Annotated in this window: 22 protein-coding genes and 1 tRNA gene; 17 read left to right on the top strand and 6 right to left on the bottom strand. The window is 69.4% G+C overall.

All coding sequences use genetic code 11. The annotated features are described in order from the left end of the window. Window positions 1–23 precede the first annotated feature (23 nt). The 4 genes from E3328_RS06010 (at window position 24) to E3328_RS05995 (ending at window position 2,266) form a co-directional block, all read left to right on the top strand. A complete protein-coding gene (locus E3328_RS06010) occupies window positions 24–296 on the top strand; it encodes a DUF433 domain-containing protein (RefSeq protein ID WP_135363689.1) in 273 nt (90 codons plus the stop codon). After that, the gene (locus E3328_RS06005; protein WP_135363688.1) at window positions 297–620 is read left to right on the top strand and encodes a DUF5615 family PIN-like protein; all 324 of its coding nucleotides are present in this window, start codon (window positions 297–299) and stop codon (window positions 618–620) included. It begins immediately after the preceding gene. A 91-nt stretch (window positions 621–711) separates the two neighbouring features. Continuing rightward, on the top strand, window positions 712–1,212 hold the full coding sequence (locus tag E3328_RS06000; RefSeq protein WP_246022907.1) for a DUF7529 family protein: 501 nt from the start codon (window positions 712–714) through the stop codon (window positions 1,210–1,212). A gap of 118 nt (window positions 1,213–1,330) precedes the next feature. Further along, complete coding sequence (locus E3328_RS05995; protein ID WP_135363687.1) at window positions 1,331–2,266, top strand: DNA adenine methylase; 936 nt, start codon at window positions 1,331–1,333, stop codon at window positions 2,264–2,266. Here the strand turns inward: E3328_RS05995 and E3328_RS05990 are convergent. Then, window positions 2,260–4,509, bottom strand: a complete 2,250-nt coding sequence (locus tag E3328_RS05990; RefSeq protein WP_135363686.1) for an amino acid permease — start codon at window positions 4,507–4,509, stop codon at window positions 2,260–2,262. The two genes, E3328_RS05995 and E3328_RS05990, sit on opposite strands and share 7 nt — an antisense overlap. Further along, window positions 4,506–4,997, bottom strand: a complete 492-nt coding sequence (locus E3328_RS05985; protein ID WP_135363685.1) for a universal stress protein — start codon at window positions 4,995–4,997, stop codon at window positions 4,506–4,508. The genes E3328_RS05990 and E3328_RS05985 overlap by 4 nt, the downstream gene beginning before the upstream one ends. Window positions 4,998–5,227: 230 nt before the next feature. On the opposite strand from E3328_RS05985, the gene E3328_RS05980 reads away from it, so the two are divergent. Beyond that, complete coding sequence (locus tag E3328_RS05980) at window positions 5,228–5,977, top strand: Lrp/AsnC family transcriptional regulator (RefSeq protein ID WP_135363684.1); 750 nt, start codon at window positions 5,228–5,230, stop codon at window positions 5,975–5,977. A gap of 46 nt (window positions 5,978–6,023) precedes the next feature. Here E3328_RS05980 and E3328_RS05975 read toward each other — a convergent pair whose 3' ends face one another. Together E3328_RS05975 and E3328_RS05970 are read right to left on the bottom strand one after the other, a co-directional pair. Next, entirely contained in the window at window positions 6,024–8,261 is a 2,238-nt protein-coding gene (locus E3328_RS05975; RefSeq protein WP_135363683.1) for an amino acid permease, read from the bottom strand. Then, window positions 8,258–8,704 carry a universal stress protein gene (locus tag E3328_RS05970; RefSeq protein ID WP_135363682.1) on the bottom strand — a complete coding sequence of 149 codons (447 nt, stop codon included), beginning with the start codon at window positions 8,702–8,704 and terminating at the stop codon, window positions 8,258–8,260. The genes E3328_RS05975 and E3328_RS05970 overlap by 4 nt, the downstream gene beginning before the upstream one ends. A 263-nt stretch (window positions 8,705–8,967) precedes the next feature. On the opposite strand from E3328_RS05970, the gene E3328_RS05965 reads away from it, so the two are divergent. From E3328_RS05965 to E3328_RS05940, 6 genes are all read left to right on the top strand, one after another. Then, window positions 8,968–10,533 carry a TrkH family potassium uptake protein gene (locus E3328_RS05965; protein ID WP_135363681.1) on the top strand — a complete coding sequence of 522 codons (1,566 nt, stop codon included), beginning with the start codon at window positions 8,968–8,970 and terminating at the stop codon, window positions 10,531–10,533. A gap of 84 nt (window positions 10,534–10,617) precedes the next feature. After that, on the top strand, window positions 10,618–11,103 hold the full coding sequence (locus E3328_RS05960; protein WP_135363680.1) for a cation:proton antiporter regulatory subunit: 486 nt from the start codon (window positions 10,618–10,620) through the stop codon (window positions 11,101–11,103). Then, window positions 11,100–12,296 (top strand): cation:proton antiporter, encoded by a 1,197-nt coding sequence (locus E3328_RS05955; protein ID WP_135363679.1) that lies wholly within the window; start codon window positions 11,100–11,102, stop codon window positions 12,294–12,296. The genes E3328_RS05960 and E3328_RS05955 overlap by 4 nt, the downstream gene beginning before the upstream one ends. 152 nt (window positions 12,297–12,448) lie before the next feature. Beyond that, on the top strand, window positions 12,449–13,780 hold the full coding sequence (trkA, locus tag E3328_RS05950) for a Trk system potassium transporter TrkA (protein WP_135363678.1): 1,332 nt from the start codon (window positions 12,449–12,451) through the stop codon (window positions 13,778–13,780). 7 nt (window positions 13,781–13,787) lie between these two features. After that, complete coding sequence (locus E3328_RS05945; RefSeq protein ID WP_135363677.1) at window positions 13,788–15,290, top strand: TrkH family potassium uptake protein; 1,503 nt, start codon at window positions 13,788–13,790, stop codon at window positions 15,288–15,290. A gap of 110 nt (window positions 15,291–15,400) precedes the next feature. Next, window positions 15,401–16,888, top strand: a complete 1,488-nt coding sequence (locus tag E3328_RS05940) for a hypothetical protein (protein ID WP_135363676.1) — start codon at window positions 15,401–15,403, stop codon at window positions 16,886–16,888. Window positions 16,889–16,919: 31 nt separating this feature from the next. On the opposite strand, the gene E3328_RS05935 is transcribed toward E3328_RS05940, so the two are convergent. Then, on the bottom strand, window positions 16,920–17,627 hold the full coding sequence (locus E3328_RS05935) for a class I SAM-dependent methyltransferase (protein WP_135363675.1): 708 nt from the start codon (window positions 17,625–17,627) through the stop codon (window positions 16,920–16,922). A gap of 147 nt (window positions 17,628–17,774) precedes the next feature. Here E3328_RS05935 and E3328_RS05930 point away from each other — a divergent pair, with 147 nt between their 5' ends. Next, the gene (locus tag E3328_RS05930; RefSeq protein WP_135363674.1) at window positions 17,775–18,419 is read left to right on the top strand and encodes an adenylate kinase; all 645 of its coding nucleotides are present in this window, start codon (window positions 17,775–17,777) and stop codon (window positions 18,417–18,419) included. 65 nt (window positions 18,420–18,484) lie between these two features. Then, window positions 18,485–19,453, top strand: coding sequence for a DUF106 domain-containing protein (locus E3328_RS05925; RefSeq protein WP_135363673.1), 969 nt, complete (start codon window positions 18,485–18,487; stop codon window positions 19,451–19,453). A 76-nt stretch (window positions 19,454–19,529) separates the two neighbouring features. Here E3328_RS05925 and E3328_RS05920 read toward each other — a convergent pair whose 3' ends face one another. Beyond that, entirely contained in the window at window positions 19,530–20,780 is a 1,251-nt protein-coding gene (locus E3328_RS05920) for an orc1/cdc6 family replication initiation protein (protein WP_135363672.1), read from the bottom strand. A gap of 878 nt (window positions 20,781–21,658) precedes the next feature. Between E3328_RS05920 and cmk the strand changes: the two genes are divergently transcribed. The 4 genes from cmk (at window position 21,659) to E3328_RS05900 (ending at window position 24,240) form a co-directional block, all read left to right on the top strand. After that, entirely contained in the window at window positions 21,659–22,237 is a 579-nt protein-coding gene (cmk, locus tag E3328_RS05915; protein WP_135363671.1) for a (d)CMP kinase, read from the top strand. Continuing rightward, window positions 22,237–23,106: an RNA-guided pseudouridylation complex pseudouridine synthase subunit Cbf5 gene (locus E3328_RS05910; RefSeq protein WP_135363670.1), complete on the top strand. Its 870-nt coding sequence runs from the start codon at window positions 22,237–22,239 to the stop codon at window positions 23,104–23,106. The genes cmk and E3328_RS05910 overlap by 1 nt, the downstream gene beginning before the upstream one ends. 50 nt (window positions 23,107–23,156) lie before the next feature. Further along, window positions 23,157–23,227 (top strand) — tRNA-Pro (locus E3328_RS05905). Window positions 23,228–23,694: 467 nt separating this feature from the next. Then, window positions 23,695–24,240, top strand: a complete 546-nt coding sequence (locus E3328_RS05900; protein WP_135363669.1) for a type IV pilin domain-containing protein — start codon at window positions 23,695–23,697, stop codon at window positions 24,238–24,240. Window positions 24,241–24,291: the final 51 nt, after the last annotated feature.

The following is a 24,291-nucleotide window of genomic DNA, read 5'->3' as shown; positions in this document are numbered from 1 at the left end:
GTTGGCCGGTAGTAGTAGCTACCATGAGTACTGCTGTTCGGATCGTGAAGACGGCCGACGTACTGCACGGGAAGCCCCGCATCGAGGGGACGCGTGTGGGCGTTTTCCAGGTCGGCGAGGCGGTCCGGCGGGGGGACTGGTCGGAGGGGGACGCCGCCGAGCAGTTGGGGCTTGACGCCGCTCAGGTCCGGGCAGCCGTCGAGTACTACGACGAGCATCCTGAACTGATGGACACCCTGCGGAAACAGAAGCGAGCTCGTCGCCAGTCGATCCGGGCCGAGAGTCGCGCGGAATAGATGCGGATACTCTGCGACCAGAACGTCCCGGAGAAGTATCTGCGTGCGCTGGCCGACGGGAACGCGACCGTGACGACCGTCGAAGACGTTCTGGAACACGACGCGACGGACGCGGAGATCGCGGCCTATGCCGAAACCAACGGCTGGGTCGTCTTCACTAACGACGACGATTTCTACGTCGATGGCGGGGACCACGGACTGCTCTTCTACAGCCAGATCGAGGATCCGTCCCCTGGGACTGTCGTCGAGGCGGTCGAGCGTATCGACGCTGTCTACGAGAACGCCAGCGAGATCGTCGAAACCGTCCCCGACGGGTGGGCGTAGCGGTCCACCCGGTTCGAGACGAACCAGAAGACACCGGACAGGGCCGGTGAGAGCCGACACCTTTTCCGCGGGGCCGCCCGGACTCCCGGGCATGACCGACGACGAGGACGCCGCGGGCGGGCCGGCGTTCGCGGGGACGGGCGCGGCGAGCGCGGTCCGCGAGCACTGGGAGGACCTGATCGGCGACATGGAGGCCACGGCCGCGGAGTTCGAGGACGCGGGCTGGGAGACGCTCCAGTTGCACCCGGGCGACGTGACCGCCGTCACCGGCGACCGCTGGGGGTTCGACGTGCTCGTCCCCGACGACGAGTTCGAGCGGCTGCGCGAGTGGGTCGACGCCGGTGACTTCGACGAACACGACGTCTACCGCGTCGAGAGCGGTATCCACTTCGCGCTCGTCGTGCTCAAGGACGAAGGCGGCGAGCGGGCGGTCTGCTGTCCGCTCTACTACGACGACGCCGCGGTCGAGGGGCTGGGCGAGGTCGCCGCCGGCGAGGGCCGCGTCTACACCCACGTCCGGAACCTCGCCGAGGAGTACGTCACGTTCAGCCACGAGGAGCCGGAACTGTTCTTCCCCGCCGACGGGGACTGATCGGGCGGCGGAGCGAGCGGTCGAGCGGCTCCGAGTGGCCGGTCGATCGGAGGCCGACCGGTCGGAGTCCGCCGGCGATGCCGGGCGCTTAAGAGGGTGTCCGCCCACCGTCCGGTGGATGGCCAAGCCGGTACTGAAGTGGGCCGGGGGCAAGCGGCAGCTGCTCGACGAGCTGTACGCCCGCTTCCCCGAGTCGTTCGACCGCTACCACGAACCGTTCTTCGGCGGCGGCGCGGTCTTCTTCGACCTCGAGCCGGCCGAAGCGACGGTCAACGACACCAACCCCCGGCTGGTGAACTTCTACGAGCAGGTGCGCGACCGCCCCGAGGCGCTGATCGACCGCCTGCGCGAGTTCCGTGACCCCGAGGCCGACCCCGATCCAGACCTGCCGTTCGCCGAGGAGACGCGCCGCGGGGCCGAGGTCGAGCAGTACTACTACCAGCAACGGGCGCGCTTCAACGAGCGCGCCTACGGCGACGGGTGGCCCGAGCGCGACGACGACCGCCTGGAGGAGGCAGCGCTGTTGCTGTACCTGAATCGGACCTGCTACAACGGGCTCTACCGCGAGAACGCCGACGGCGGGTTCAACGTCCCGATCGGCCGCTACGCCGACCCCGACTGGGTGCAGGCCGACCGGGTCCGCGCGGCCGCCGCGGCGCTCGACGGGGCCGAGCTGCGCAACGGCGACTTCTCGTACGTGCTGGAGGCGGCCGAGCCGGGCGACCTGGTGTACTTCGACCCGCCCTACGAGCCGATGAGCCCGACCGCGGACTTCGCGGAGTACAGCGCCGCGGGCTTCGACCGCGCCGACCAGGAGCGGCTGCTGGAGGTGGCCGTCGAACTGGACGAACGGGGCGTCTCCGTGGTCCTCTCGAACAGCGGCGTCACGTACGACCGCTACGCCGAGGCGGGCTTTTTCGTCGAACGGGAGGGCGCCACGCGGGCGATAAACAGCGACGCGAGTTCCCGGGGCGAGGTCGACGAGATCGTGGCGACGAACGTCCCGGAGAGCGAGCGGCGCGGGCCGGACCAGCGAGCGCTCGACGACTACTGACTGCCGAACAGTCGCTCCCGGAGCGACCGCTCGGTGCGCTTCTCGGCGAGCAGGACCGAGCAGTCCACGTCCTCGACCACGTCCATGACGACAGACCCGCCGACGAGTCGCTGGAGCAGGCCGCGCTCGCTCGCCCCGAGGACGACCAGCGTGGCGTCTTCGGCGGCGGTCTCGATCGCCGTCTCCACGTCGCCGGTCTCCACGGTGAGCTTCGCGTTCCCGAGGTCGTGGTCGTTGGCCCAGTCGGCGAGGAAGTCCGCGCCCGCGGCGCTCTCGCCCTCGTCGGCGACGTACAGCAGCGTCACGTCGGCGTCGAACTCCCGGCGCAGGTCGGTCGCCACCGCCGCGCTCAGGTCCGAGTCCGGGCCGCCGGCCGTCGGGACGAGGATCCGCGAGGTGTCCAGCCCGCGGTCCCGGAGGACGAGGAAGTCGCAGGGCTGGTCGCCGGTCACGTCGTCGATGGCCGACTCGGCCCGGCCGGGCGACCAGTGCGAGTCCGGTCCCCAGCCCATCACCACGAGGTCCGCCTCGTGTGTGCGGGCCGCGTCGAAGACGGCCTCGTAGCCCTGGTGGGAGACGATGGTGGTCGTCTCGACGGGGACGCCGAAGGTCTCGGCGTCCTCGCGGGCGCGGTCGAGCAGGCCCTGCGAGGTGGCGTCGATGTCGTCGGCCCGGTCGCGGGCGCGGTCCAGGGGCGTCTGGTCGGGCACCGTGACGATGTGCGTCGCGAGGACCGACCCGCCGCGCTGTTTGGCGACCGCGCTCGCCAGCGTGATGAGGTGCTTCTCGTGTTCGGGGTTGGCCAGCGGGACCATCACGCGGTAGTCGCCGCCGTCCGGCGCGACCGTCTCCGCCGCGGAGACCGCGATGTCGGGCATCTCCTCGGAGCGTTCGGTCACGAACTCGCCGAGCGCGCCCTCGTAGACCGTGTGCCGGCGGGCGTAGACGAGATACCAGACCACGGCGGTCGCGACGAACGCCATCGAGAGGCCGATCTCGATCGGGTCCATGAACGTCACGAGTGCCAGGGAGGCCACCGCGCCGAGGATCGGCGTCACGGGGTAGAACGGCACCGTGAAGTCGGGGTCGTACTCCTCGACGTCGGCCTCCCGGAAGACGACGAGGCCGACGTTGATCAGCGCGTAGACGATGAGGTGGAGGACGCTGGCGGCCTTCGCGAGCACTTCGAGTTGCTTGCCCAGCGCCGCGATGAACACGAGGATCACGGCCCCGGTGACGAGGATCGACCGGTAGGGCGTGGCGAAGGAGGGGTGGATGTCGTTGAGCCAGTCGGTGACGATGCCGTCCCGCCCCATCGCGAAGTTGATCCGCGCCGAGGCGAGGATGCTCGCGTTGGCCGACGACGCGGTCGCCAGCAGCGCCGCGAGCGTCACGACCGTCACCGCCACGCCGGTCAGTCCGCCGGGGAACGCGATCTCGGTCACCTGGGCGACGGGGGCGTCCCGGCTCAGGTCCGGCCACGGGACGACCCCGAGCATGATCGTCACGAGGATCCCGTAGACGACGGTCACGAGGGCGACGCTCCCGATGACGGCGATCGGGAGGTTCCGCCCCGGGTTCTTCAGTTCCTCCGCGACGGTCGCGATCTTGGCGTAGCCGAGGAACGAGACGAACACGACCGCGGTCCCGGGGAGGATGGCGCCGTAGCCCATCGGGGAGAGCCCGCCCTCGCCGACGAGGACGGCGTAGTCGAAGGATAGCCAGCCGACCACGGCGAAGACGCTCAGGATCGACAGGAGGGTGAGGACGATCACCGTCTGGACGCCGCCGGTCTCCTTCGCGCCGACGTAGTTGACGGCGACGAAGATCAGGCCCGCGATCAGCGCGCCGACCTGGATGTCCGCGAGGAACAGGAAGCCGGGGATCGGGACCAGCGTGGTGAGGTACTGGCCGAACCCGATGCAGTAAAAGGCGGAGGCGAAGGCGAGCCCCATCCAGTCGCCCATGCCGGCGATCGAGCCGAACAGCGGACCGAGCGAGCGGTTGATGTAGTAGTAGCCGCCCCCGGCCTTGGGCATCGCCGTCCCGAGTTCGGAGACCGAGAAGGCGTTGATCATCGCGACGACGCCGCCGACGAGGAAGGAGGCGACGACGACCGGTCCGGCCTCCTGGGCGGCGACCCCCGGGAGGACGAAGATCCCGGCGCCGATCATCGTCCCGATCCCGATCGTCATCGCCGACAGCAGGCCCAGGTCCTTCGCGAGTTCCTCGTCGCCGCTCATTCCGGCTCGTCCCCCGTCTCGGTCGGGTCCTCCGGCGTGACCTCCTCGACCTCGGCGTCCGTCTCGGGGTCGGGGAGCGTCACGACCGGTCGGTCGGACTCGGTGACGAGCCGGAGCGTCTTGTCGCCGGCCAGGAACTGGACCAGCCGGTTGCCACCTCGCGGGCGGAACGCGATCGCCGACGCGTCGACCTCGTCGGCCGTCCGGACGATCGCGTCGACCACGTCGGAGTCGTACAGCATACGGTCGTCCGCCGACGGGAACTCCTCGCGGAAGGCCTCGAACGCCTCGTTCGCGACCGCCTCGCTCTGTTCGACCGGGGTCTTGTCCGGCACGCCGCCGCCCTTCTCGACGACGTACGTGACGGTCACCCGGTCGGGGTCGTGCGGCGCGAGAGCCCTGGCCGTCGCCCTCGCGTCCGACTCGTCGGCCACCGGGACGAGCGCGTGCGTCATCACGTCCCGTTCTCCGTCTCTGGGCTCGGACATACTCCGCTAGATACATCGAATCCGTAAAATACGTTCCGATAGCTGGGCTATCGTTCGTATCTTGCGCTGAATTTTCAGCGATCGTTTCCAGACCGTGAGACGACCGCTATCCGCTCGTTTCCGGTCCTGTCGGTCTCCACGACGAGTGATGTGGGCGAGAAACGGTCGCTCGCGGAACGGAAGCCGACGAAACAGGGGTGCTTATTTTCGATCCGATCGTACGTATAAGTATGAGCGATCGGTTCGACGAGATCGACAGGCGGATCGTCTATATGCTCGCGGAGGACGCGCGACACACGTCGGCGCCGGACATCGCCGCCGAGGTCGACGTGTCGCCGGCGACGATACGGAACCGGATCCGCCGTCTCGAAGCGGAGGGCGTGATCGAGGGGTACCACGCCCAGGTCGATTACGAGAAACTCGGCGGTCGGCTCACCAACCTGTTCCTCTGCACGGCGTCGGCGACCGACCGCAAGCGCTTCGCCCAGCGGGTGCTCGATATCCCGGGGGTGGTCAACGTCCGGGAGCTCATGACCGGCGACGAGGACCTCCACGTGACCGTCGTCGGCAGGGACATGGCCGATATCAGACGCATCTCGCGGGAGATCGCGGCGATCGGGGTCCACATCGACGACGAGGACCTGCTGCACCGCGAGCACTTCCAGCCCTACGAGCCGTTCGGCGCCGACGGCGACGACCCGGCGAAACCGGTGACGGGCATCGCCGACATCAGCGACGACGCCGACGTGGTCGAACTGCAGGTCGGCGACGACGCGCCCATCGTCGGGAAGACCCTGGAGAACGCGGCGGACGAGGGCCTGCTCGACAGGGACGTGCTCGTCGTGTCGCTCGACAGCGACGAGGACGAGGAGGGCGTGACGCCCGACGGGACGACCGCCATCTCCGGCGGGGAGACGGTGACGCTGTTCTCCAGGACGGGCCTCGCCGAGGAGACCCTCCGCGTGTTCACGGGGCGGTAGCGGCCGGTCGGCGGGGACCGAAACCCCGGTGGGCGCGACCGCGCGGTCAGCCGAACAGCCGCTCCCGGAGCGACCGCTCGGTGCGCTTCTCGGCGAGGAGGACCGAACAGTCCACGTCCTCGACCACGTCCATGACGACCGACCCGCCGACGAGGCGCTGGAGCAGGCCCCGCTCGCTGGCGCCGAGGATCACCAGCGTCGCGTCTTCGGCGGCGGCCTCGATGGCGGTCTCCACGTCGCCGGTCTCGACGCGCATGTTCGCGTCGCCCAGATCGTGGTCGCCGGCCCAGCCGGCGAGGAAGTCCGCGCCCGCGGCGCTCTCGCCCTCGTCGGCGACGTACAGGAGGGTCACCTCGGCGCCGAACTCCCGGCGGAGGACCGTGGCGATCTCCGCGGAGAGGTCGGAGTCCGGGCCGCCCGCCGTGGGGACGAGCACGCGCTGGGTGTCCAGCCCGCGGTCCCGGAGGACGAGGAAGTCCGCGGGGAGGTCACCGGCCATCTCGTCGAAGGCCGACTCGGCGCGGCCGGGGGAGCCGTGGGCGTCGGGCCCCCAGCCCATGACGACCTGGTCGGCGTCGTGAGTGCGGGCGGCGTCGAATATCTGTTCGAACCCGCGGTGGGAGAGGATGGTGTGGGTCTCGACGGGGACGCCGAACGTCTCGGCGTTCGCCCGGGCGCGGTCGAGCAGGGCCTCGGAGGTGGCGTCGATGTCGTCGGCGTTCTCGCGGGCGCTGGCCAGCGAGGTCTGGTCGGGCACCGTGACGATGTGCGTGGCGACGACCGTCCCGCCCTTCGCTTTCGCCAGCGCGCTGGCGAGGGTGATCAGGTCCTCCTCGTGTTCGGGGTTGGCCAGCGGGACCATCACGCGGTAGTCGCCGCCGTCGGGGGCGACGCCCGCGGCCGCGGAGACGGCGGGCTCGGGCATCTCCTCGGAGCGTTCGAGGATGTACTGCGAGAGGATCCCCTGTTTCTCGGTGCGGGTCCGGGCGTAGAAGACGTACCACGCCATCGCGCCGACCACGAGGACGGCGCTGACGACCTTCGCGGGATCGATGATGAAATACAGGAGCGCGAACGACGAGAGGGTCCCGAGGATCGGGACGACCGGGTACAGCGGGACGGTGTAGTCGGGCCGGTACTCCTCGGGGTCGGCGGTCCGCATGACGATCAGCGCGATGTTCAGGAGACCGTAGATGATGAGGTGCAGCGCCGAGCCGATCGAGGAGAGCAGCTCCAGGTCCGCTGAGACGATAAAGACGAGGATGAGCAGCCCCGTGATCCCGATCGAGCGGTACGGCGTCGCGAAGCGGTCGTGGATCTCGTTGAGCTTCGGCGTGACGATGTTGTCCCGCCCCATCGCGAAGTTGATCCGCGAGGAGGCGAGGATGCTCGCGTTGGCCGACGACGCGGTCGCGAGCAGCCCGCCGAACAGGAGCGCACCGGCCATGACCGTCCCCTGGATCTGGCGGCCGACCTCGACGACGGCGGTGTCGCCCGCGGCGGACACCTCCGCGACGAATCCCTGGGGGACGGCGGCGCTCATGATCAGCAGGACGAGCGCGTAGATGGTCGTCACGATGAGGACGCTCCCGATGACCGCGCGCGGGAGGTTCTTGCCCGGGTTCTTGATCTCCTCGGCGACGCTGGTGATCTGGACGAACCCGAGGTAGGAGACGAATATCAGGCCCGTAGTGGCCATCATGGGGCCGTAGCCCGCGGGGTCGGGGAGGTTCGCCGGGTCGGCCCGGAGCGACCCGAAGATGGTGAAGACGGTGAGGATGGCGACGAGGACGACGACGATGACGTTCTGGAGCCTGCCGGTCTCCTTGGCGCCGACGTAGTTGACCAGCGTGAAGAAGGCGGCGCCGGCCAGCGCGATGAGTTTGACCGCCGTGATCTGCAGGGGGCCGGCGCCGTAGGTTCCCTCGATCCCGATGATCTGGGTCATGTAGTCGCCGAACCCGTACATGTAGAACGCCGAGGCGAAGGCGAGGCCGAGCCAGTTGGCCCAGCCGGCGACCGAGCCGAACAGCGGGCCCAGCGCGTGGTTGACGTAGAAGTACGCGCCGCCGGATTTCGGCATCGCCGTTCCGAGTTCGCTCGCCGACATCGCGGTGAACAGCGCGATGACTCCGCCGAGGACGAACGCCGCCACGGCGAGGCTGCCGGCCTCCTCGATGGCGACGCCCGGGAGGACGAAGATCCCGGCGCCGATCATCGTCCCGACGCCGATCGTCAGCGCCGCCAGCGGGCCCAGGTCCTTGGCCAGTTCCTCGTCACTCACTCTCGTCCCTCCTCGCCACCGTCCGCTCGTTCGATGTCGGGCAACACGACGACGGGTCGGTCGGTCTCGGTCACCAGCGACAGGGCCACGTCGCCGGTGAGCAGCTGGATCCACCGACTCCCGCCGCGGGGGGTGATGACGATCGACGACGCGCCGTAGTCGTCTGCGGCCGCGAAGACGGCGTCGGCCACGTCGGTATCGTAGCGGATCTCCGTCTCGACGTCGGCGTCGTCGCCGAAGTAGGCTTCGAGGACCGCGAACGCCTCCTCGGCGGCCTCCTCCCGCTGTTCGACGCCGGCCTTGTCGGGGGCACCGCCGGCCTTCTCGACGACGTGGACGGCCAGTATCGACCCGAACTCGTGGCCGTCGAGCGCGCGGGCGGTCGCCGCGGCGTCGTCCTCGTTCGCGACCGGGAGGACGACCCGGTCGAGGAGGGCGCTCATCGTTGCCGTCCCCGCCCGCGGTCGCAGCTCGGTTCCGGTCCTGCCGTCGACTGACGTGTCCCGGGGGAGACGAACCGTTCCATGGTCGTTCCCTACGAGCGACCCAACTTAACCACTTTGTCCGACGGCCGCGAGCGGGACGGTTCGAAATCGGCGTCCAGCGGCCGGCCCGCGTCCGCTCCGGGATCCGTGCCCGGTGGCCGCGGCCGCGCGCCGGTTCCGAAACGTACATCTTCCACCGCCCGGTCCGTGACAGTTGTCTCATGGCGGTCGTCACCGATCGGTACGTCGACTATCGTCTCAGCCTCTCGCTGGTCGGGACGGTCGTCAAGTACCTGGCGGCCGCGCCGCTGTTCCCGGTGCTCGTCGCTATCTACTACGGCGAGAGCGTGCTCCCGTTCGTCGCGGCCAGCGCGGTCATGGTCGCGGTCGGGTTCGGCCTCGAACAGCTCTCCCCGAGGGACAGCGAACTCGGCCACCGCGAGGCGTTCCTGCTGGTGAGCCTCTCGTGGCTCGTGATCCCGGTCCTCGGGACGGTCCCGTACCTCGTCGCCGGCAACGGCAGCGTCGGGGCGCACACCATCGACGGGGTCGTCAACGCCCTCTTCGAGAGCATGAGCGGGTTCACGACCACGGGATCGACGGTCATGAACAGCATCTCCTTCGAGACCCACTCCCACGCGCTGCTGATGTGGCGCCAGCTCTCCCAGTGGCTCGGCGGGATGGGGATCCTCGTGTTGATGGTCGCGATCCTCCCGGAGCTGTCGGTCGGCGGCGCCCAGATCATGAACGAGGAGGCCCCCGGCATCTCCATCGAGAAGCTCACGCCGCGCATCCAGGAGACCGCGCGGGCGCTGTGGAAGATCTACGCCGGGTTCACCGTCCTGGCGGCGCTGGTCTACTACGCGCTCAACGTCGTCGGGCTCGCGCCGAACATGGGGGTGTACAACGCCGTCGCCCACGCGCTGACGACGATGCCGACCGGCGGGTTCTCGCCCGAGGGGCGCAGCATCGAGGCGTTCACGCCGGCGGTCCAGTGGGCGGTCGTCCCGTTCATGGTCGTCGCCGGGACCAACTTCGCGCTGTTCTGGTACGCGCTCGACGGGCAGGTCGACCGGCTGACCGACAACGCCGAGTTCCGGTCGTACCTCGGGCTGATGGCCGGCGTCACCGCCGTCATCGCGGCCCTCCTGTTCACCGGCCTGGGCGTCGCCTCGGCCGCGCCGAACATCGCCCCCATCCCGGGGAACCTGGAGAACTCGCTTCGGCAGGCGACCTTTCAGGTCGCCGCCATCGTGACGACGACGGGGTACGCGAGCATGGACTTCAACTACTGGCACCCCGCCGCCCAGACGGTCCTGCTCTTCGCCTTCTTCCTGGGCGGGTCCGCGGGGTCCGCGGCCGGGTCGATCAAGATCGTCCGCTGGGTGCTCGTCCGGAAGGCGATGGCGCGGTCGCTGTTCACGTCGATCCACCCGGAGGCCGTCAAGCCGGTCCGGGTCGGCGACGAGGCCGTCGACGAGGGGACGCTCCGGGACGTGTTCGTCTTCATCATGATCTTCCTCTCGCTGTTCGCCGTCTCGACGGTGCTGCTGTACGTCGACAGCCTGTTCGTCGACGAGATGAACCTGACCGGGCTGGAGGCGATGAGCGTCGCCATCGCGACGCTGGGCAACATCGGCCCGGGCTTCGGCGCGGTCGGGCCGATGAACAACTTCGAGCTGTTCTCCGCCCCGGCGAAGCTGTACATGGTCTTCCTGATGTGGATCGGTCGGCTGGAGATCCTCTCGGTGCTCGTCATCCTGACGCCGGCGTACTGGCGGACGTGACGGCGGTGCGCTGACCGGCGCGGGGCGGGCGCGACGCGGCGGCCGCCGGTACTACTTACTTGCCACCCGACCCAACGTCGGGCCATGACCATCTACGAGACGGAGGTGCCCGGGGTCGGGCGGAAGTTCGAGATGGAGATCGACGGCGGACAGCGACTGGTCGTCGTGCTCCACCACGACGGGAAGCGGGACGTGTACCTGCGGCCAGACGAGGACGCCGACAGCGAGCAGCTGTTCACGCTGTCGGGCGACCAGGCGCGCAAGTTCGGGTCGATCCTGGAGGGGGCGTACTTCCAGCCGGTCGAACTCGACGAGGTGGCGGTGCCGCTCGGCGAGGCGATCATCGAGTGGCACGAGGTCGACGACGAGGCGGAACTGGCGGGCGTCTCACTCGAGACGGCGTCGATCAGACAGCGGACCGGCGCGTCCATCATCGCGATCCAGCGCGGCGAGGAGACGATCCCGAACCCGACGCCCGACACGCGGATTCGGGCCGGCGACACGCTCGTCACGCTCGGCACGCGCGAGGAGCAGTCGGGGTTCGAGGCGCTGATCGGCGGGGACGGATGAGCGAGGCGCTGGTCGAGGTCGGGATCGCGCTCGCCGCGCTCGCGGCGGTCGGATACGTCGCCCATAGGATTTCGCTGTCGGTGATCCCGGCGTACATCGTCGCCGCCATCGTCGTCGGCCCGCACGAACCCACGTCAGTCCTGGGCGTCTCGCTTACGCTCGTCCCGGAGACGGAGTACATCGACGTGCTCGCGGAACTGGGGGTCGTCCTCCTGCTCTTCTTCCTCGGGCTGGAGTTCAGCGTCGACAAGCTCCTCGCCGACCGGCGGCGGATCCTGGCCGCGGGGACCGTCGACCTCGCGCTCAACTTCGGCGTCGGGATCGCGATCGGGCTGGCGTTCGGGCTGGATCCGGTCACGACGCTGTTCGTCGCGGGCGTCGTCTACATCTCCTCGTCGGCCATCGTGACGAAGTCGCTCATCGAGGAGGGGTGGATCGCCAACGCCGAGAGCGGGCCGATCCTCGGGACGCTCGTCTACGAGGACCTCTTCATCGCCGTCTACCTGGCCGTGATGGCGGCGCTGGTCGGCGGGAGCGGCGACGTCGCGGCGGTCGCGGCGGACGTGGGCGTCGCCTTCGCCTTCCTGGGCGTCCTCGGCGTCGCGGCCTGGGGGGGTACCGCCGTCATCGATCGGGCCTTCGACCTCGGCCCGGACGAGCTGTTCATGATCGGCGTGCTGGCGGCGACGACGCTCGTCGCCGGCGCCGCCCTGACGCTCGGTCTCAGCGAGGCGGTCGCGGCCTTCTTCGTCGGCGCGGCGTTCAGCCAGACCGACCACGTCGACCGGATCGAACACCAGATCGCGCCCGTCAGGGACCTGTTCGCGGCGTTTTTCTTCTTCTCGATCGGGCTGACGATCGACGTGACCGTCGTCACGACCGTCGCCGGGCTGCTCGGCGCGGCGGTCCTCGCCTCGACGGTGACCAAACTCGTCAGCGGCACGGTGTCGGGTCGGTTCTACGACCTCTCGCCGGTGCGCTCGCTGCGGACGGGGATCGGGCTGGTCCCCCGCGGGGAGTTCTCGCTGGTCATCGCGACGCTCGCCGTCGGCGCGCCCGAACCCGTCTCGACGGTGATACCGCCGTTCGCCGTCGGGTACGTCCTCGTGATGAGCGTCGTCGGGACGGTCCTCATCCAGCACTCCGACCGGTTGACCGGGCGGCTGTCGCCGTACGTCCCGGCCTCCCGGTGAGAGGACCGGCCGGAGCGTTCGTCGGCGGCGACTCGCCCCGGCTGGCGCCCGTGTTCGCGGCGCTGCCGGCGGCCGTGTCACGCTCCGCCACCGAGGGAAATCCACTTAGGCCCGCCGCGTAAAGCCCGGTGCATGCACGCGGAGGGCCGCACATGCGCGTGGTGATCGTCGGCGCCGGCGAGGTGGGGTCGACGATCGCCGAGAGCCTCGCCGAGTCCCACGACGTGGTCGTCGTCGACATCGACAGCGACCGCGTCGAGTCGCTCACCTACTCGCTGGACGTGCTGCCGATCGAGGGCGACGGGAGCGACGTCGAGACGCTCGAGGAGGCCGGCGTGGCCGACGCCGACATGGTGATCGCCAGCACCGACGACGACGAGACGAACATCGTGACCTGCGGCGCGGCCAACGTCGTCAGCGACGCGTTCACCATCGCTCGCGTCAAGAGCCCGAAGTACCTCACCGCCTGGCAGCGCGCCCGCGGCGCCTTCGGGGTCGACTTCATGGTCTGTTCGGACCTGCTGACCGCGGAGGCCATCGTCGGGCTGGCGGGCCTGCCGACCGCCCAGGACGTGGACACGTTCGCCGACGGGCTCGTCCAGATGACGGAGTTCGAGATCCCCGCGGAGAGCCCGGTCGCCGACCAGACCGTCGCCGAGGCCGACCGCTTCGACTCGCTGACCTTCGCCGCCATCATCCGCGAGGACGAGGTGGTGATCCCCCGCGGTGACACCCGGCTACGGGCCGGCGACGAGGTCGTCGCCATCGGCAGCCCCGAGAGCATCCGCGATTTCAGCTCCGAGATCGCCCCCAGGGAGCGGGGGCCGGAGGACATCGTCATCGTCGGCGGCGGGGAGATCGGCTACCAGACCGCCCGGTTGCTCGAAGAGCGTGGCTTCTCCCCGCGGCTGATCGAACAGGACGAGGACCGGGCCCGCTGGCTCGCCGAGAAGCTGCCCAACACCACCGTCCTGAACAGCGACGCGACCGACCAGGAACTGCTCGAACGGGAGAACGTCGGGAAGGCCGACGTGATCGTCGCCGCGCTGACCAACGACCAGCAGAACCTGCTCGCGACGCTGCTCGCCAAGCGAAAGGGCACCAAGCGGGCGATCACCGTCGTCAACACGGGCGATTTCGCGGAGCTGTTCGAGGCCGTCGGCGTCGACGTGGCCGTCAGCCCGCGGAAGGCGACCGCCGAGGAGATCACCCGGTTCACCCGCGCCCGCCGCGCGGAGAACGTCTCGATCATCGAGGGGGACAGGGCCGAGGTGCTCGAACTGGAGATCGACGCCGAGAGCGTCCTCGTCGACCGGTCGATCCGCGAGTCGGCCGCCGACATCCCCGAGGGCGTCGTCATCGGCGCGATCACCCGCGGCGACGAGCACATCACGCCGCGCGGTGACACGGTCGTCCGGGAGGGCGACCACGTGATCGTCTTCGTCGACACCGAGGTACTCGACGAAGTGACCGAGAAGCTGTGAGCGCGTGATGAGGGTCGTCGGCGAACTCAGGGTCGACTGGGCGACCAGCCTGAGCCTCGTCGGGACCGTCCTGAAGGCGCTGACGGCGCCGCTGGTCGGGACGGCGCTCGTCGCGCTGTGGTACCGCGAGCCGCTCGTCCCCTTCCTGGCGACCGCGGTCCTGACGCTGGGCGCCGGGATCGCGCTCGAACGGCTCGGCAGAGACGATCTGGGCATCCGCGAGGGGTTCCTGATGGTCGCGCTGACGTGGCTGGCCATCGCCGTCGTCGGCGCGGTCCCGTTCCTGATCGCCGGCGAGGGGAACCTCGCGAGCCCCGTCAACGCGCTGTTCGAGTCGACCAGCGGCGTCACGACCACGGGCGCGACCGTCGTCGCAGACTTCGACACCCACAGCCGGGCGATCCACCTCTGGCGGGCGCTCCTGCAGTGGATGGGCGGGCTCGGCATCCTCGTCATCGCCGTGGCCGTCCTCTCGCAGCTGTCGATCGGTGGCGCCCAGCTCATGGAGACCGAGTCCCAGACCCGGGACGTGAACAAGCTCACACCCTCGATCGAGGAGACGGCCCGCCTGCTCGGCTGGCTCTACGCCGGGCTGACCGGGCTGATGGTCGCGACGTGGCTGGCCATCGGCGCGGTCGGCCTCGGGCCGGAGGTGACGCTCTACGACGCGGTGGCCCACGCGTTCACCGCTGTCTCGACGGCCGGGTTCTCGCCGCGGGCCGGGAGCCTGGGCGCGTTCTCGCCGGCGGTCCAGTGGGCGACGATCCCGTTCATGTTCCTCGGCGCGACGAACTTCGTGTTGCTGTACCACCTGACGCGGGGCGACCCCTCGCGGCTGGTCGACAGCGACGAGTTCCGCTTCTACCTCGCGGTGGTGCTCGGGCTGACGGGGCTGACCGCGGCCTTTCTGGTCGCCTCCGGGGAGTTCACCCGGGTCGAGCGGGTGGCCCGCCACTCGCTGTTCCAGGTCGTGTCCATCCTGACGACGACGGGCTACGCGACGGTCGACTTCAACGGGTGGTCGGCGGCGGCCAAGCACATGCTCTTCCTCGCGATGTTCTCCGGCGGGATGGCCGGCAGCACGACGTGTTCGATCAAGACGCTGCGCTGGCTGGTCGTCGTCAAGTCGTTCCGCCGGGACCTGTTTCGCGAGATCCACCCCGACGCGATACGGCCGGTGCGGCTGTCCGGGCAGGTCGTCGACGAGGAGGTCGTCCGCGACGTGTACGCCTACGTCCTCCTGAGTGGCATCGTCTTCGTGCTCCTGACGGTGTTCGTCGTCACCGACGCCGCGCGGGCCGGGAAGCAGATCGGCGAGTTCGAGGCGATGGGGGCGTCGGCGGCGACGTTCCTCAACATCGGTCCCGCCTTCGGGGCGGCCGGACCGTACGGGGACTACGCGTGGTTCCCGGCGACGACGAAGGTCGCCTTCATCGTGCTGATGTGGGTCGGACGCATCGAGATCATCCCGGTGCTCGTCCTGCTGACGCCGGCGTTCTGGCGGTCGTGACCTCGGTGGACCGGCGGCCGTCGCGTCGGCGGACCGACGGGCGTCGGCGAGCGGGCGGTCGCCCGCACGACCCCCGGAACGCGTATTAGCGTCGACCGCATACGGCGCGCGTGGAGCAGCCGTGGCCACCGTCGACCTCGGTCGCGCTCGGCCTGCTCGTCGCCGTCGTGCTGGTCGCGGGCGCGGGGTCGCTCGCTCTCTCGGCGGCGGGGCCGGACGACCCCCGGGTGGGGACGACGCCGGCGAAGCTGGTCGAGCCCCGGCCGGGCGAGAACGTCTTCTGGCCGTACACGAGCACCCGCCGGTCCGCGAGCGGGCGGACCCTCGCGATCAACCTCGTGGTCTACGCCGACGCCGAGACCGTCCGGTACTTCCTGACCGAGCGGGGCGGCGCCACCTGGAACGAGACGACCGCCGAGTGGCAGGACGTGGGGCCGACGACCGCGGGGGAGTCCGCGGCCGCGGCCGGGGCGAACGGCACGGTCGTCGAGTGGGCCGCCGCGCGCGGCGCGACGCGCTATCTCTACGTCCACAACTACGTCCTGACCGAGCCGGGGCCAAACGAGACGCGCCGGCCCTACCGCGCGGCGCCGTACACCGGCCACGGCGAGCGCAACGTCGGCGGGCGGTGGATCGACGAGACCTACCAGCTACACGACGGGAACTACTTCGGCGCCCGCGACCACCTCCGGATCTACGAGTCGCCGTTCGAGTCCGACGAGTGGGTCGCCGTCCAGGCCCACAGCGACCACTGGGACTGGTTCCGCCTGCGCCACACCGTCCACGCGACCGACGCGACGCGCGACCGGCTGGAACGGGAGTTCATGGGCGAGCCCTCGGTCGAGACCGTCTGGCGGATGTACCTCGGGAACCGCCGGGCGCTGGGCTCGGACGGCTGGGCGACGGTCGTCGACTTCGTCGGCCTGCTCGGCGCCGGGGGTATCGGGTCCGGCCTCGCAGCGGTGGGGCTGGTCGCCGGCCGCGACGCGACGGCGCTCGTCCGGCGGCGCACCGCGACGGCCGGGAACCGGCCGTCCCCCCGCGAGTTCGACCGGTCGCTGCGGGCGAGCGCGGGCCCCGTCGGGGCGGCGAAGCGGGCGGTCGTCTCCGGGCTGCTCGCGCGCGGGTGGCTCGACCGCGAGGACGCCCTGCTCGTCGTCCGCGGGCTCTCGTACGCCCTGCTGTTCGCGGCGCTGTTCGGCTGTTACCTGTCGGTCCGGTTCGGCGGGATCGCGCTCGAGAACCGCTTCGCCGACATCTCGCCGAAGGTCATCGCCGCCGGGCTGTACCCGGTCCTGGCGCTGGGGCTCCCCGCCGTCGCCCACGTGTTCGGCCGGGACCTGGACCCGGTCAGGAGTTTCTCGGTCGCGGCCCTCGGCGTCGGGGCGGCGATCGTCGTCGACTACCGGGCGCTCGGCGTCACGGTGCTGTCGCTCGACGTGGTGCTCCACCGGGTCGGCGTCGTCGTCGCGATCGGCCTGCTCGCCGCGGGGGCGGTCAGCCGCCGGTCGTCGACCGAGACGGTCAACCCGCTCGTCGCCGCCGGGACCCTGCTGTGGGTGACCCTGCTGGTCGCGCCGCTGGTCGGCTGGCTGTGACTCGCCGGTCGCCGGTCGGCCGGCTGTGACCTCAGTCCCCGGCCCGCGCGGTCACGGCCACCCACGCGTCCTCGGAGCCGGTGCCGTCCCCGTCGTCCGTCTCGACCGAGACCACCTCGAAGCCCGCGTTCGCGAACAGTTCGCGGACGCGATCGGGGCCGTAGCGCTCGAAGTGGCGGCGGTCGTCGTCGTAGGGACTGCGGTCGACGCCCGCGCGGTCGCCCCCGCCCGCCGTGCCGGCGGCCGCCTCGTCGTCGGTGCCGGCGGCCTTCAGCGAGACCACTGTGACGCCGCCGTCGGCGAGCGCCCGTTCGAACTCGGCGAGGGTCCCGGGGACCTCGCGCTCGGGGACGTGCAACAGCGACGCGCAGGCCCACAGCCCGTCGAAGCCGCCGTCGGCGAACGGGAGCGCTCGCATGTCCCCGCGGACGGGCGTCGCCTCCGGGACGCGCTCGCGCGCCTGCCCGAGGAACGACCGCGTGAGGTCGAACGGGACGACCTCGAAGCCGGCCTCGGCGAAGGCCGCCGACTCCCAGCCCGGGCCACACCCCACGTCGAGGACCCGCGGCGGACCCGTGGAGTCGCTCCCGTCGGCGCGGGTCCACGTGTCGGCCCGGCCGACCGCGGTCACGAACTGCTCGACGATGTCGGCGACGACCGAGCGGTCGCCGTGGATCTCCTCGTAGGTGTCGGCGACCCGTTCGTAGGTCTCGACCGTCCGCCGGACGCGTTCGTCCATACGGGTCGGCGTCCGCGCGGCGAGGTGGTAAGTCCACCGACGGGAGCGCCGCCCGGGGCCCCGGCCGCCGGTCGCCGCCGCTCCCGGCGCCCCGCGGTCGGCGACGAGAACGACACTATAAAGCGGCGGTGCGTCGAAGCGGGCGACATGAACCCGAAGATCCTGATTCTCGGTCCGCCGGGCGCCGGCAAGGGCACCCAGAGCGAGCGTCTCGCCGACGAATTCGGCGTCGAACACGTCACGACGGGCGACGCCCTGCGGGCGAACAAGGAGATGGACATCAGCGACATGGACACCGAGTACGACACGCCCGGCGAGTACATGGACCGGGGCGACCTGGTCCCGGACGTGGTCGTCGACGCCATGGTCGGCGAGGCGCTGTCGGACACGGACGGGTTCGTCCTCGACGGCTACCCGCGCAACGGCGACCAGGCCGAGGCGCTGAAGGACATGACCGACCTCGACGTGGTGCTCGTCCTCGACGTGCCCGAGGAGGAACTGGTCGACCGCCTCACCGGCCGCCGGGTCTGCGAGGACTGCGGCGCCAACTACCACGTCGAGTTCAACCAGCCCGAGGAGGAGGGCGTCTGCGACAAGTGCGGCGGCGAGCTCTACCAGCGGGAGGACGACAACGAGGAGTCCGTGCGCAACCGGCTGTCGGTCTACCACGAGAACACCGAGCCCGTGCTGGAGCTGTACGAGGACCACGACGGCTACGTCGAGATCGACGGCGACCAGACGCCCGACGAGGTCTGGGCGGACGTGAAGGCGGCCGTCGAGGCCGAGGCGTGACTCCCCTGCGGGAGCGACCGGGAGAATTAAAGGTTGATAACGACCGAGGACGGAGATAGATAGCAATGGCACGGACGGCAGAAAAGGCGGAGTCGCTGGCCGAGGAGAGCCAGTCGATGGCCGACGCCATGGCGCGCGTGCTCCGGGTGGCCGACGAGCAGGGCACCGTGGAGTGGAGCGACGTCAGCGGCGACATCACCAGCGGCGAGTGGGGCCGGCTCATCGAGCAGGGCATCCTCGTCGACGTCGACGGCGAGGGGTTCGTCGTCGACGACCCCGAGGGCGTCCGCGACGCGCTCGGCGACGACGCGCCCGCCGAGGCCGGCTCGACCGACGGGTCGTCGGGCAGCTCGGGGTCGTCGGCGTCGAGCGGCACCTCGACCGCGTCGAGCGGCTCCACCGACGACGAAGACGAGGGCTGGTCCCGCTGGGACAAGCTGGCGGCCGTCGCGACGGTCGCCCTCTTTCTCGGCTACTCGCAGGCGCCGATCCGCAACGGCGTCGGCGGCGTGATCGACCTCGCGCTCGGGCCGCTGGCGGACGTGATGCCCTTCTACATCATGATCCTCGTGCTCGCCACGTTCACCGGCTTCAGCTCGACGGTGCTGCAGGGCAAGCTGATGAACATGGAGAAGATGGGCGAGTACCAGGAGCGCATGCAGGAGATCCAGGAGCGCCGCAAGGAGGCCAAGGAGCGCGGCGACGACGAGGCCCTGGAGGAGATCCAGGAGGAGCAGATGGAGGCGATGGGCGACCAGCTCGGCATGTTCAAAGAGCAGTTCCGGCCGATGGTGTGGATCATGCTCGTCAACATCCCCGTGTTCCTCTGGATCTACTTCATGGTCCAGACGCCGGAGATGGTCGCCGGCACCGGCCCGGCCATGGTCCTCCCGCTCATCGGCGAGATCGCCACCTGGAACCAGCGCATCGGCCCGATGTGGGCGTGGATCGTCTGGTACTTCGTCTGCTCGATGAGCTTCACCCAGATCGTCCGCAAGGCGCTCGACGTGCAGACGACGCCCTCGACGTCGTAACGCCGTCCGCCCCCCTTCTCCCGGTCGCGGCTGCGTGTCGGCCGTCGACTTCGCCGTCGTCGCCGACGAGGTGACCTCAGCGCTCGACGTCGACCTGCGCGGGGTCGGGGTCCATCTTGAAGACGACGCTCGGTTCCCACAGCAGGCGGTGTTCCTTGTAGGTGCCCTTGCCCATGCCGCCGTGTTCCTGGTTGGACTCGGTGACCTCGAGGAAGGCGAGTTCGCTGAGCAGCCCGCGGATCGAGTCGGTCGTCAGGTCGTCGGCGCCCTCGGCCGCGCAGACCTTCTGGTAGACATCGTAGATGACGGTCGTCCGGAACCAGTCCTCCTCGGGGCCGGTGTTGGCGGTGAGGTTCGCCAGCGCGTAGAGGACGTACTTGCTGTGGGGCGGCAGGCCGGCGATGAGCTCCTTGAGCCGCTCGACCTCGGCCTGTTCCTGGGCGCGTTCGAGGTGGTCCTCGGTCACCTCGTCGAGGCCCTTGTTCTTGGCGTAGTCGCCGGCGTGGCGCAGCAGGCGGATGGCCTTGCGCGCGTCGCCGTGGCGCTGGGCGGCCAGGGCGGCGGTCTTCGGGATGACGCCGGCCTCCAGCACGCCGTCGCAGAAGGCGTCGCGCCGGTTCTCGAGGATCTGACGGAGCTGTTCGCCGTCGTAGGGGTCGAAGATGAACTCGTTGTGGCCGAGGCTGGACTTGACCCGCTCGGTCATCTGCTCGCGGAAGTTCACCTTGTTCGAGATGGAGATGATGCCGATCGGCACGTCGACCTTCCCGGCCTCGCGCGCCCGCGAGAGCAACATCAGGACGTTGTCGTCGTCGAGGCGGTCGACCTCGTCGAGGGTGACCAGCGCCGCGTCGTACTCGCGGTCGAGGATCTCCCAGAGGCGGTTGTAGTACTCGTTGGTCGAGATGCCCCGCGTCGGGATGTCGACGCCCGAGCCGGGCGAGTTGATCCCGGTCGCGATCGTCTGGACGGCGTCGGCCTCGCCCTTCGCCTGGGCGCAGTCGACCGTGACGGTCGCCAGCCGGTTGGAGCGGCGCCGGGCCTCGCTCCGGGCCCGCTCCATGACGTGGTTGGCGACGAGGGACTTGCCCGACCCGGTCTTGCCGTAGAGGATCACCGAGTTGGGCGGCGAGCCCGTCACCGCGGGCCCGACCTCGTTCGCCAGGTCCCGGATGTGCTCGTCGCGGCCGACGATCCGCGTCTCGTCGGGGACGTGGTCGATGTTGAGCAGTTCGCGGTTCGCGAAGATAGTGTCGCCGCCGCCCTCCTCGACGGCCTGGAACAGCTCGTCGCCCGCGTCGGCCGACTCCTCACCGTGCTCCTGCATGGCTTGTCCGTTCGCGGCCCCGTGGAAAAGCGTTTCCACTGCACTCCGAGTTAGTTGCCGCCCACCAGCGGCCAGCGACCGACCCTGGGGCGACTCGCCGTAACTCCGAACGGCGTCGAGCCCACTCGATTCCGAGTTACCCGGCGTGTCACCCGCCCGCTCCCGTCGCAACGTGTGCGGACATGGAGGTCGGGGACCGGACCGCCCTGGTGCCGGGGAGTGCAGCACAGTCCCACACACCGGATTCCGAGTTAGTTTTCACCTTTCAGCGCCTCTACACCCGTGCTTTCGGCATCCGCCCCGAGTGTCTGTCGGGTCGGTCGTTCGACTTCCGCGGTGCACGGGGGCGATCCCGGACCAGTCGGTGTGTTTTCGAGCTCGCCTGTGGGGTCCACTGGGCGGGCGCGCCGCCGGGACACCTGATTCCGAGTTAGTTCCCGGCGACGTGAGCCGGTCGACGGACGACACACCGGGGGGACACCTGATTCCGAGTTAGTCGGGAGTCGAGCCACAGCGGCACACACACCTGATTCCGAGTTAGTCGACGGATCGCGGCTGGGCAGGTGGTGCGGGGACGGGATTCACTGCGGTCGGGCCCGCTCCCCGCGAGCGCTCTCTCTTCGTGGTTCCTGTTCGTGCTCTTTCTCTTTCTTTCTTCGTTCTAGAACCTAGTAACTAGTCTAGACACACCTCGTTCCGAGTTAGTTCACGGCTCGCAGCCGCGGCCTCGCCCCGCTCGCCCCCGACTAACTCGGAATCGGGTGTGTGTCCCCGCCGGAACGTGATCGGTCGGCGAAACCGATAGGCGACGCCCGCGCCGCCGGCGACGAAACGGGCCGTTCCGCAACCTCTATTTACGGACCGGACGGAAACCGGGTATGTTGATAACCGTTTCCGGCCCGGCCGGGAGTGGCAAGAGCACGTTCGCCGCGGCGCTGGCGAACGCGCTGGAGGTTGACCACGTCAGCGGCGGCGACATCTTCCGCGAGATGGCCGACGAGCGTGACATGTCGCTGGTCGCGTTCAACGAGCTCGCCGAGGAGGACGACCAGGTCGACCGCGACCTGGACCGGCGGCTCCGGGAGATCGCCGCCGAGAACGAGGACCTCGTCCTGGAGTCGCGGCTCGCCGGCTGGATGGCCGGCGACCACGCCGATCTGCGGGTCTGGCTCGACGCCCCGCTGGACGTGCGCGCCGAGCGCATCGCCGACCGCGAGGACAAGTCCGTCGAGACCGCGCGCGAGGAGACGACCGCCCGCGCCGAGAGCGAGGCCAGACGCTACGCCGAGTACTACGACATCGACATCGAGGACCGCTCTATCTACGATCTCGTCCTCAACACCTCGCGGTGGACGCCGGCCGCGGAACTGGAGATCGTCCTCGCGGCCGTCGAGTCCTACGACCCCGCCGAGGACGAGGGCAAGCCGCCGGTCACCGGCGTCGACTACGACTTCTGATGACCCTTCGCGGCCCGCCCGACGACCGGTCCGTCGACGACCTCCTCGAGTTCGGCGTCGTCAACCTCGACAAGCCCCCCGGCCCCTCGGCCCACCAGGTCGCCGCGTGGGTCCGGGACATGGCCGGCGTCGAGCGCGCCGCCCACGCCGGGACCCTCGACCCGAAGGTCACCGGCTGTCTCCCGATGCTGCTCGGCGACGCGACGCGGATGGCCCAGGTGTTCGACGACAGCGTCAAGGAGTACGTCGCCGTCCTCGAACTCCACGGCCCCGCGCCCGCCGACTTCGAGTCCGTCCTCGCCGAGTTCGAGGGCGAGGTCTACCAGAAACCGCCCAAGAAGAGCGCCGTCGTCCGCCGGCTCCGCTCGCGGGAGATCCACGCCCTCGACGCGCTGGAAGTCGAGGACCGGCGGGCGCTGCTCCGGATCCGCTGCGAGAGCGGGACCTACGTCCGGAAGCTGTGTCACGACCTGGGGCTCGCGCTCGGGACCGGCGCGCACATGGGTCACCTCCGCCGGACGACCACCGGCTCGTTCGACGACCGGAAGCTGGTCTCGCTGTACGACCTCGCCGACGCGATCGCGTGGGCCGAGGAGGGCGACACCGATCCGCTCCGCGAGGTCGTCCAGCCGGCCGAGCGGGCGCTGACCGACCTCCCGAGCGCGACCATCGCCGAGTCGGCTGCCCGGGAGGTCGCCGAGGGCGCGCCCGTCTATGCACCGGGCTTGCTCGATATCGACGACGTGTTCCGCGGCGACCTGGTCGCCTGCTACACCCCCGACGGTGGGGCGGTGTGTCTCGGGACGCTCGCGGGCGACCCCGAGGCCGACAGCGGTGTGGTGCTCGACCTCGAACGCGTGCTGGTCTGACCGACCGAAAGCGAAGGGCTTAATCCGGGTAGGCTCGTCTGCCGATACGCGGGACCGTGGGGTAGCGGTATCCTCGGCGCATGGGGTGCGTCGGACCTGAGTTCGAATCTCGGCGGTCCCACTCCAACTTTCCCTCTTCGGGATTTCCGACAGTCCGTACCCGTACTACCAGGTCCAGATCCGGCTACGGACGGCAGCAGTACCGTCCGGTCGTGACTCTCCGGCAGGCCCCACAGGAGACGACATCACTGCTACTTGCTTCGCTCCCGATCCCATACGGCTCTCAGAATGATAATTGGCTGATGGTATCTGGAGCAGTGCCGAAGTGCCCGCGATTGCCGGCGGTTGCCGGATGGGATTAACGGACGGATAACGTGTCTCTGTTTCTGGTTATGTAGTTGAGTGTTACGCTGTTCTCTCCGGCCCGAAATCGGTTTTTCGCAGTATAAACTTTCTCGCGGCAGTTCAACGGCGTCTTGATGCGATTGTCTTGCTGTGTAATAGCCCGAAACTCGCGACTGAATACACAATCCACAGAAACGACAGGGTGTCTTTAATATGGTATCCGGATAGTTGCGAGTTGCACACATGCAGCTAAAGCAGCTACTCAACGACGACGACGCGGTGTCGCCGGTCATCGGCGTCATCCTGATGGTGGCGATCACGGTCATCCTCGCGGCCGTCATCGCGTCGTTCGTGCTCGGGCTGGGGAACCAGGCACAGCAGGGCGCACCGACCTCGACGATCGGTATGGACTACGAACAGGTGTGGGAGAACTCTGATTCCCCGAACCTTGGCGTGCTGGAAGTTACGCACGATGGCGGGGATTCTGTGAGCGCTCAGGAGATCTATATCCGCGGTAGCGGGATCAACGCGACGAAGGACAGTTACGACGACGCAGGAAGTGGTGACTCAAACATCCTTGACGTGAAGGAAATCGGCAATGTTGGAGCAGTCCAGCAGCGATCTGCCGGTACCTGGAACGGAACGACCGGCGGCGATGAATCGACCATCGTCTCCGGCGACGAGACGAACGTTCCCGTCGACTCGGACTACGAGATCAGCGTCGTCTGGCAGGCTCAGGAGGGTGACTCCTCCTCGACGCTGAACGAGCAGGAAGGCCCCGACGCCTAATCCACGCCGCACTTTTCGTTTTTATCGACGACCGGGTAGTCACGTCTCTGT

This window comes from Halosimplex halophilum, assembly GCF_004698125.1.
Classification (GTDB): domain Archaea; phylum Halobacteriota; class Halobacteria; order Halobacteriales; family Haloarculaceae; genus Halosimplex; species Halosimplex halophilum.
This window is presented reverse-complemented; position numbering and strand designations above follow the sequence as displayed.

Bases quoted from the DNA above. Each gene is read 5' to 3' on its own strand.
- E3328_RS05935 (WP_135363675.1), bottom strand. From the start codon at position 17,627: ATGGACGAACGCGTCCGGCGGACGGTCGAGACCTACGAACGGGTCGCC.
- E3328_RS05965 (WP_135363681.1), top strand. From the start codon at position 8,968: ATGGCGGTCGTCACCGATCGGTACGTCGACTATCGTCTCAGCCTCTCG.
- E3328_RS05970 (WP_135363682.1), bottom strand. From the start codon at position 8,704: ATGAGCGCCCTCCTCGACCGGGTCGTCCTCCCGGTCGCGAACGAGGAC.
- E3328_RS05960 (WP_135363680.1), top strand. From the start codon at position 10,618: ATGACCATCTACGAGACGGAGGTGCCCGGGGTCGGGCGGAAGTTCGAG.
- E3328_RS05980 (WP_135363684.1), top strand. From the start codon at position 5,228: ATGAGCGATCGGTTCGACGAGATCGACAGGCGGATCGTCTATATGCTC.
- E3328_RS05990 (WP_135363686.1), bottom strand. From the start codon at position 4,509: ATGAGCGGCGACGAGGAACTCGCGAAGGACCTGGGCCTGCTGTCGGCG.
- cmk (WP_135363671.1), top strand. From the start codon at position 21,659: ATGTTGATAACCGTTTCCGGCCCGGCCGGGAGTGGCAAGAGCACGTTC.
- E3328_RS05900 (WP_135363669.1), top strand. From the start codon at position 23,695: ATGCAGCTAAAGCAGCTACTCAACGACGACGACGCGGTGTCGCCGGTC.
- E3328_RS05955 (WP_135363679.1), top strand. From the start codon at position 11,100: ATGAGCGAGGCGCTGGTCGAGGTCGGGATCGCGCTCGCCGCGCTCGCG.
- E3328_RS05985 (WP_135363685.1), bottom strand. From the start codon at position 4,997: ATGTCCGAGCCCAGAGACGGAGAACGGGACGTGATGACGCACGCGCTC.
- trkA (WP_135363678.1), top strand. From the start codon at position 12,449: ATGCGCGTGGTGATCGTCGGCGCCGGCGAGGTGGGGTCGACGATCGCC.
- E3328_RS05920 (WP_135363672.1), bottom strand. From the start codon at position 20,780: ATGCAGGAGCACGGTGAGGAGTCGGCCGACGCGGGCGACGAGCTGTTC.
- E3328_RS05945 (WP_135363677.1), top strand. From the start codon at position 13,788: ATGAGGGTCGTCGGCGAACTCAGGGTCGACTGGGCGACCAGCCTGAGC.
- E3328_RS06010 (WP_135363689.1), top strand. From the start codon at position 24: ATGAGTACTGCTGTTCGGATCGTGAAGACGGCCGACGTACTGCACGGG.
- E3328_RS05995 (WP_135363687.1), top strand. From the start codon at position 1,331: ATGGCCAAGCCGGTACTGAAGTGGGCCGGGGGCAAGCGGCAGCTGCTC.
- E3328_RS06000 (WP_246022907.1), top strand. From the start codon at position 712: ATGACCGACGACGAGGACGCCGCGGGCGGGCCGGCGTTCGCGGGGACG.
- E3328_RS05925 (WP_135363673.1), top strand. From the start codon at position 18,485: ATGGCACGGACGGCAGAAAAGGCGGAGTCGCTGGCCGAGGAGAGCCAG.
- E3328_RS05910 (WP_135363670.1), top strand. From the start codon at position 22,237: ATGACCCTTCGCGGCCCGCCCGACGACCGGTCCGTCGACGACCTCCTC.
- E3328_RS05930 (WP_135363674.1), top strand. From the start codon at position 17,775: ATGAACCCGAAGATCCTGATTCTCGGTCCGCCGGGCGCCGGCAAGGGC.
- E3328_RS06005 (WP_135363688.1), top strand. From the start codon at position 297: ATGCGGATACTCTGCGACCAGAACGTCCCGGAGAAGTATCTGCGTGCG.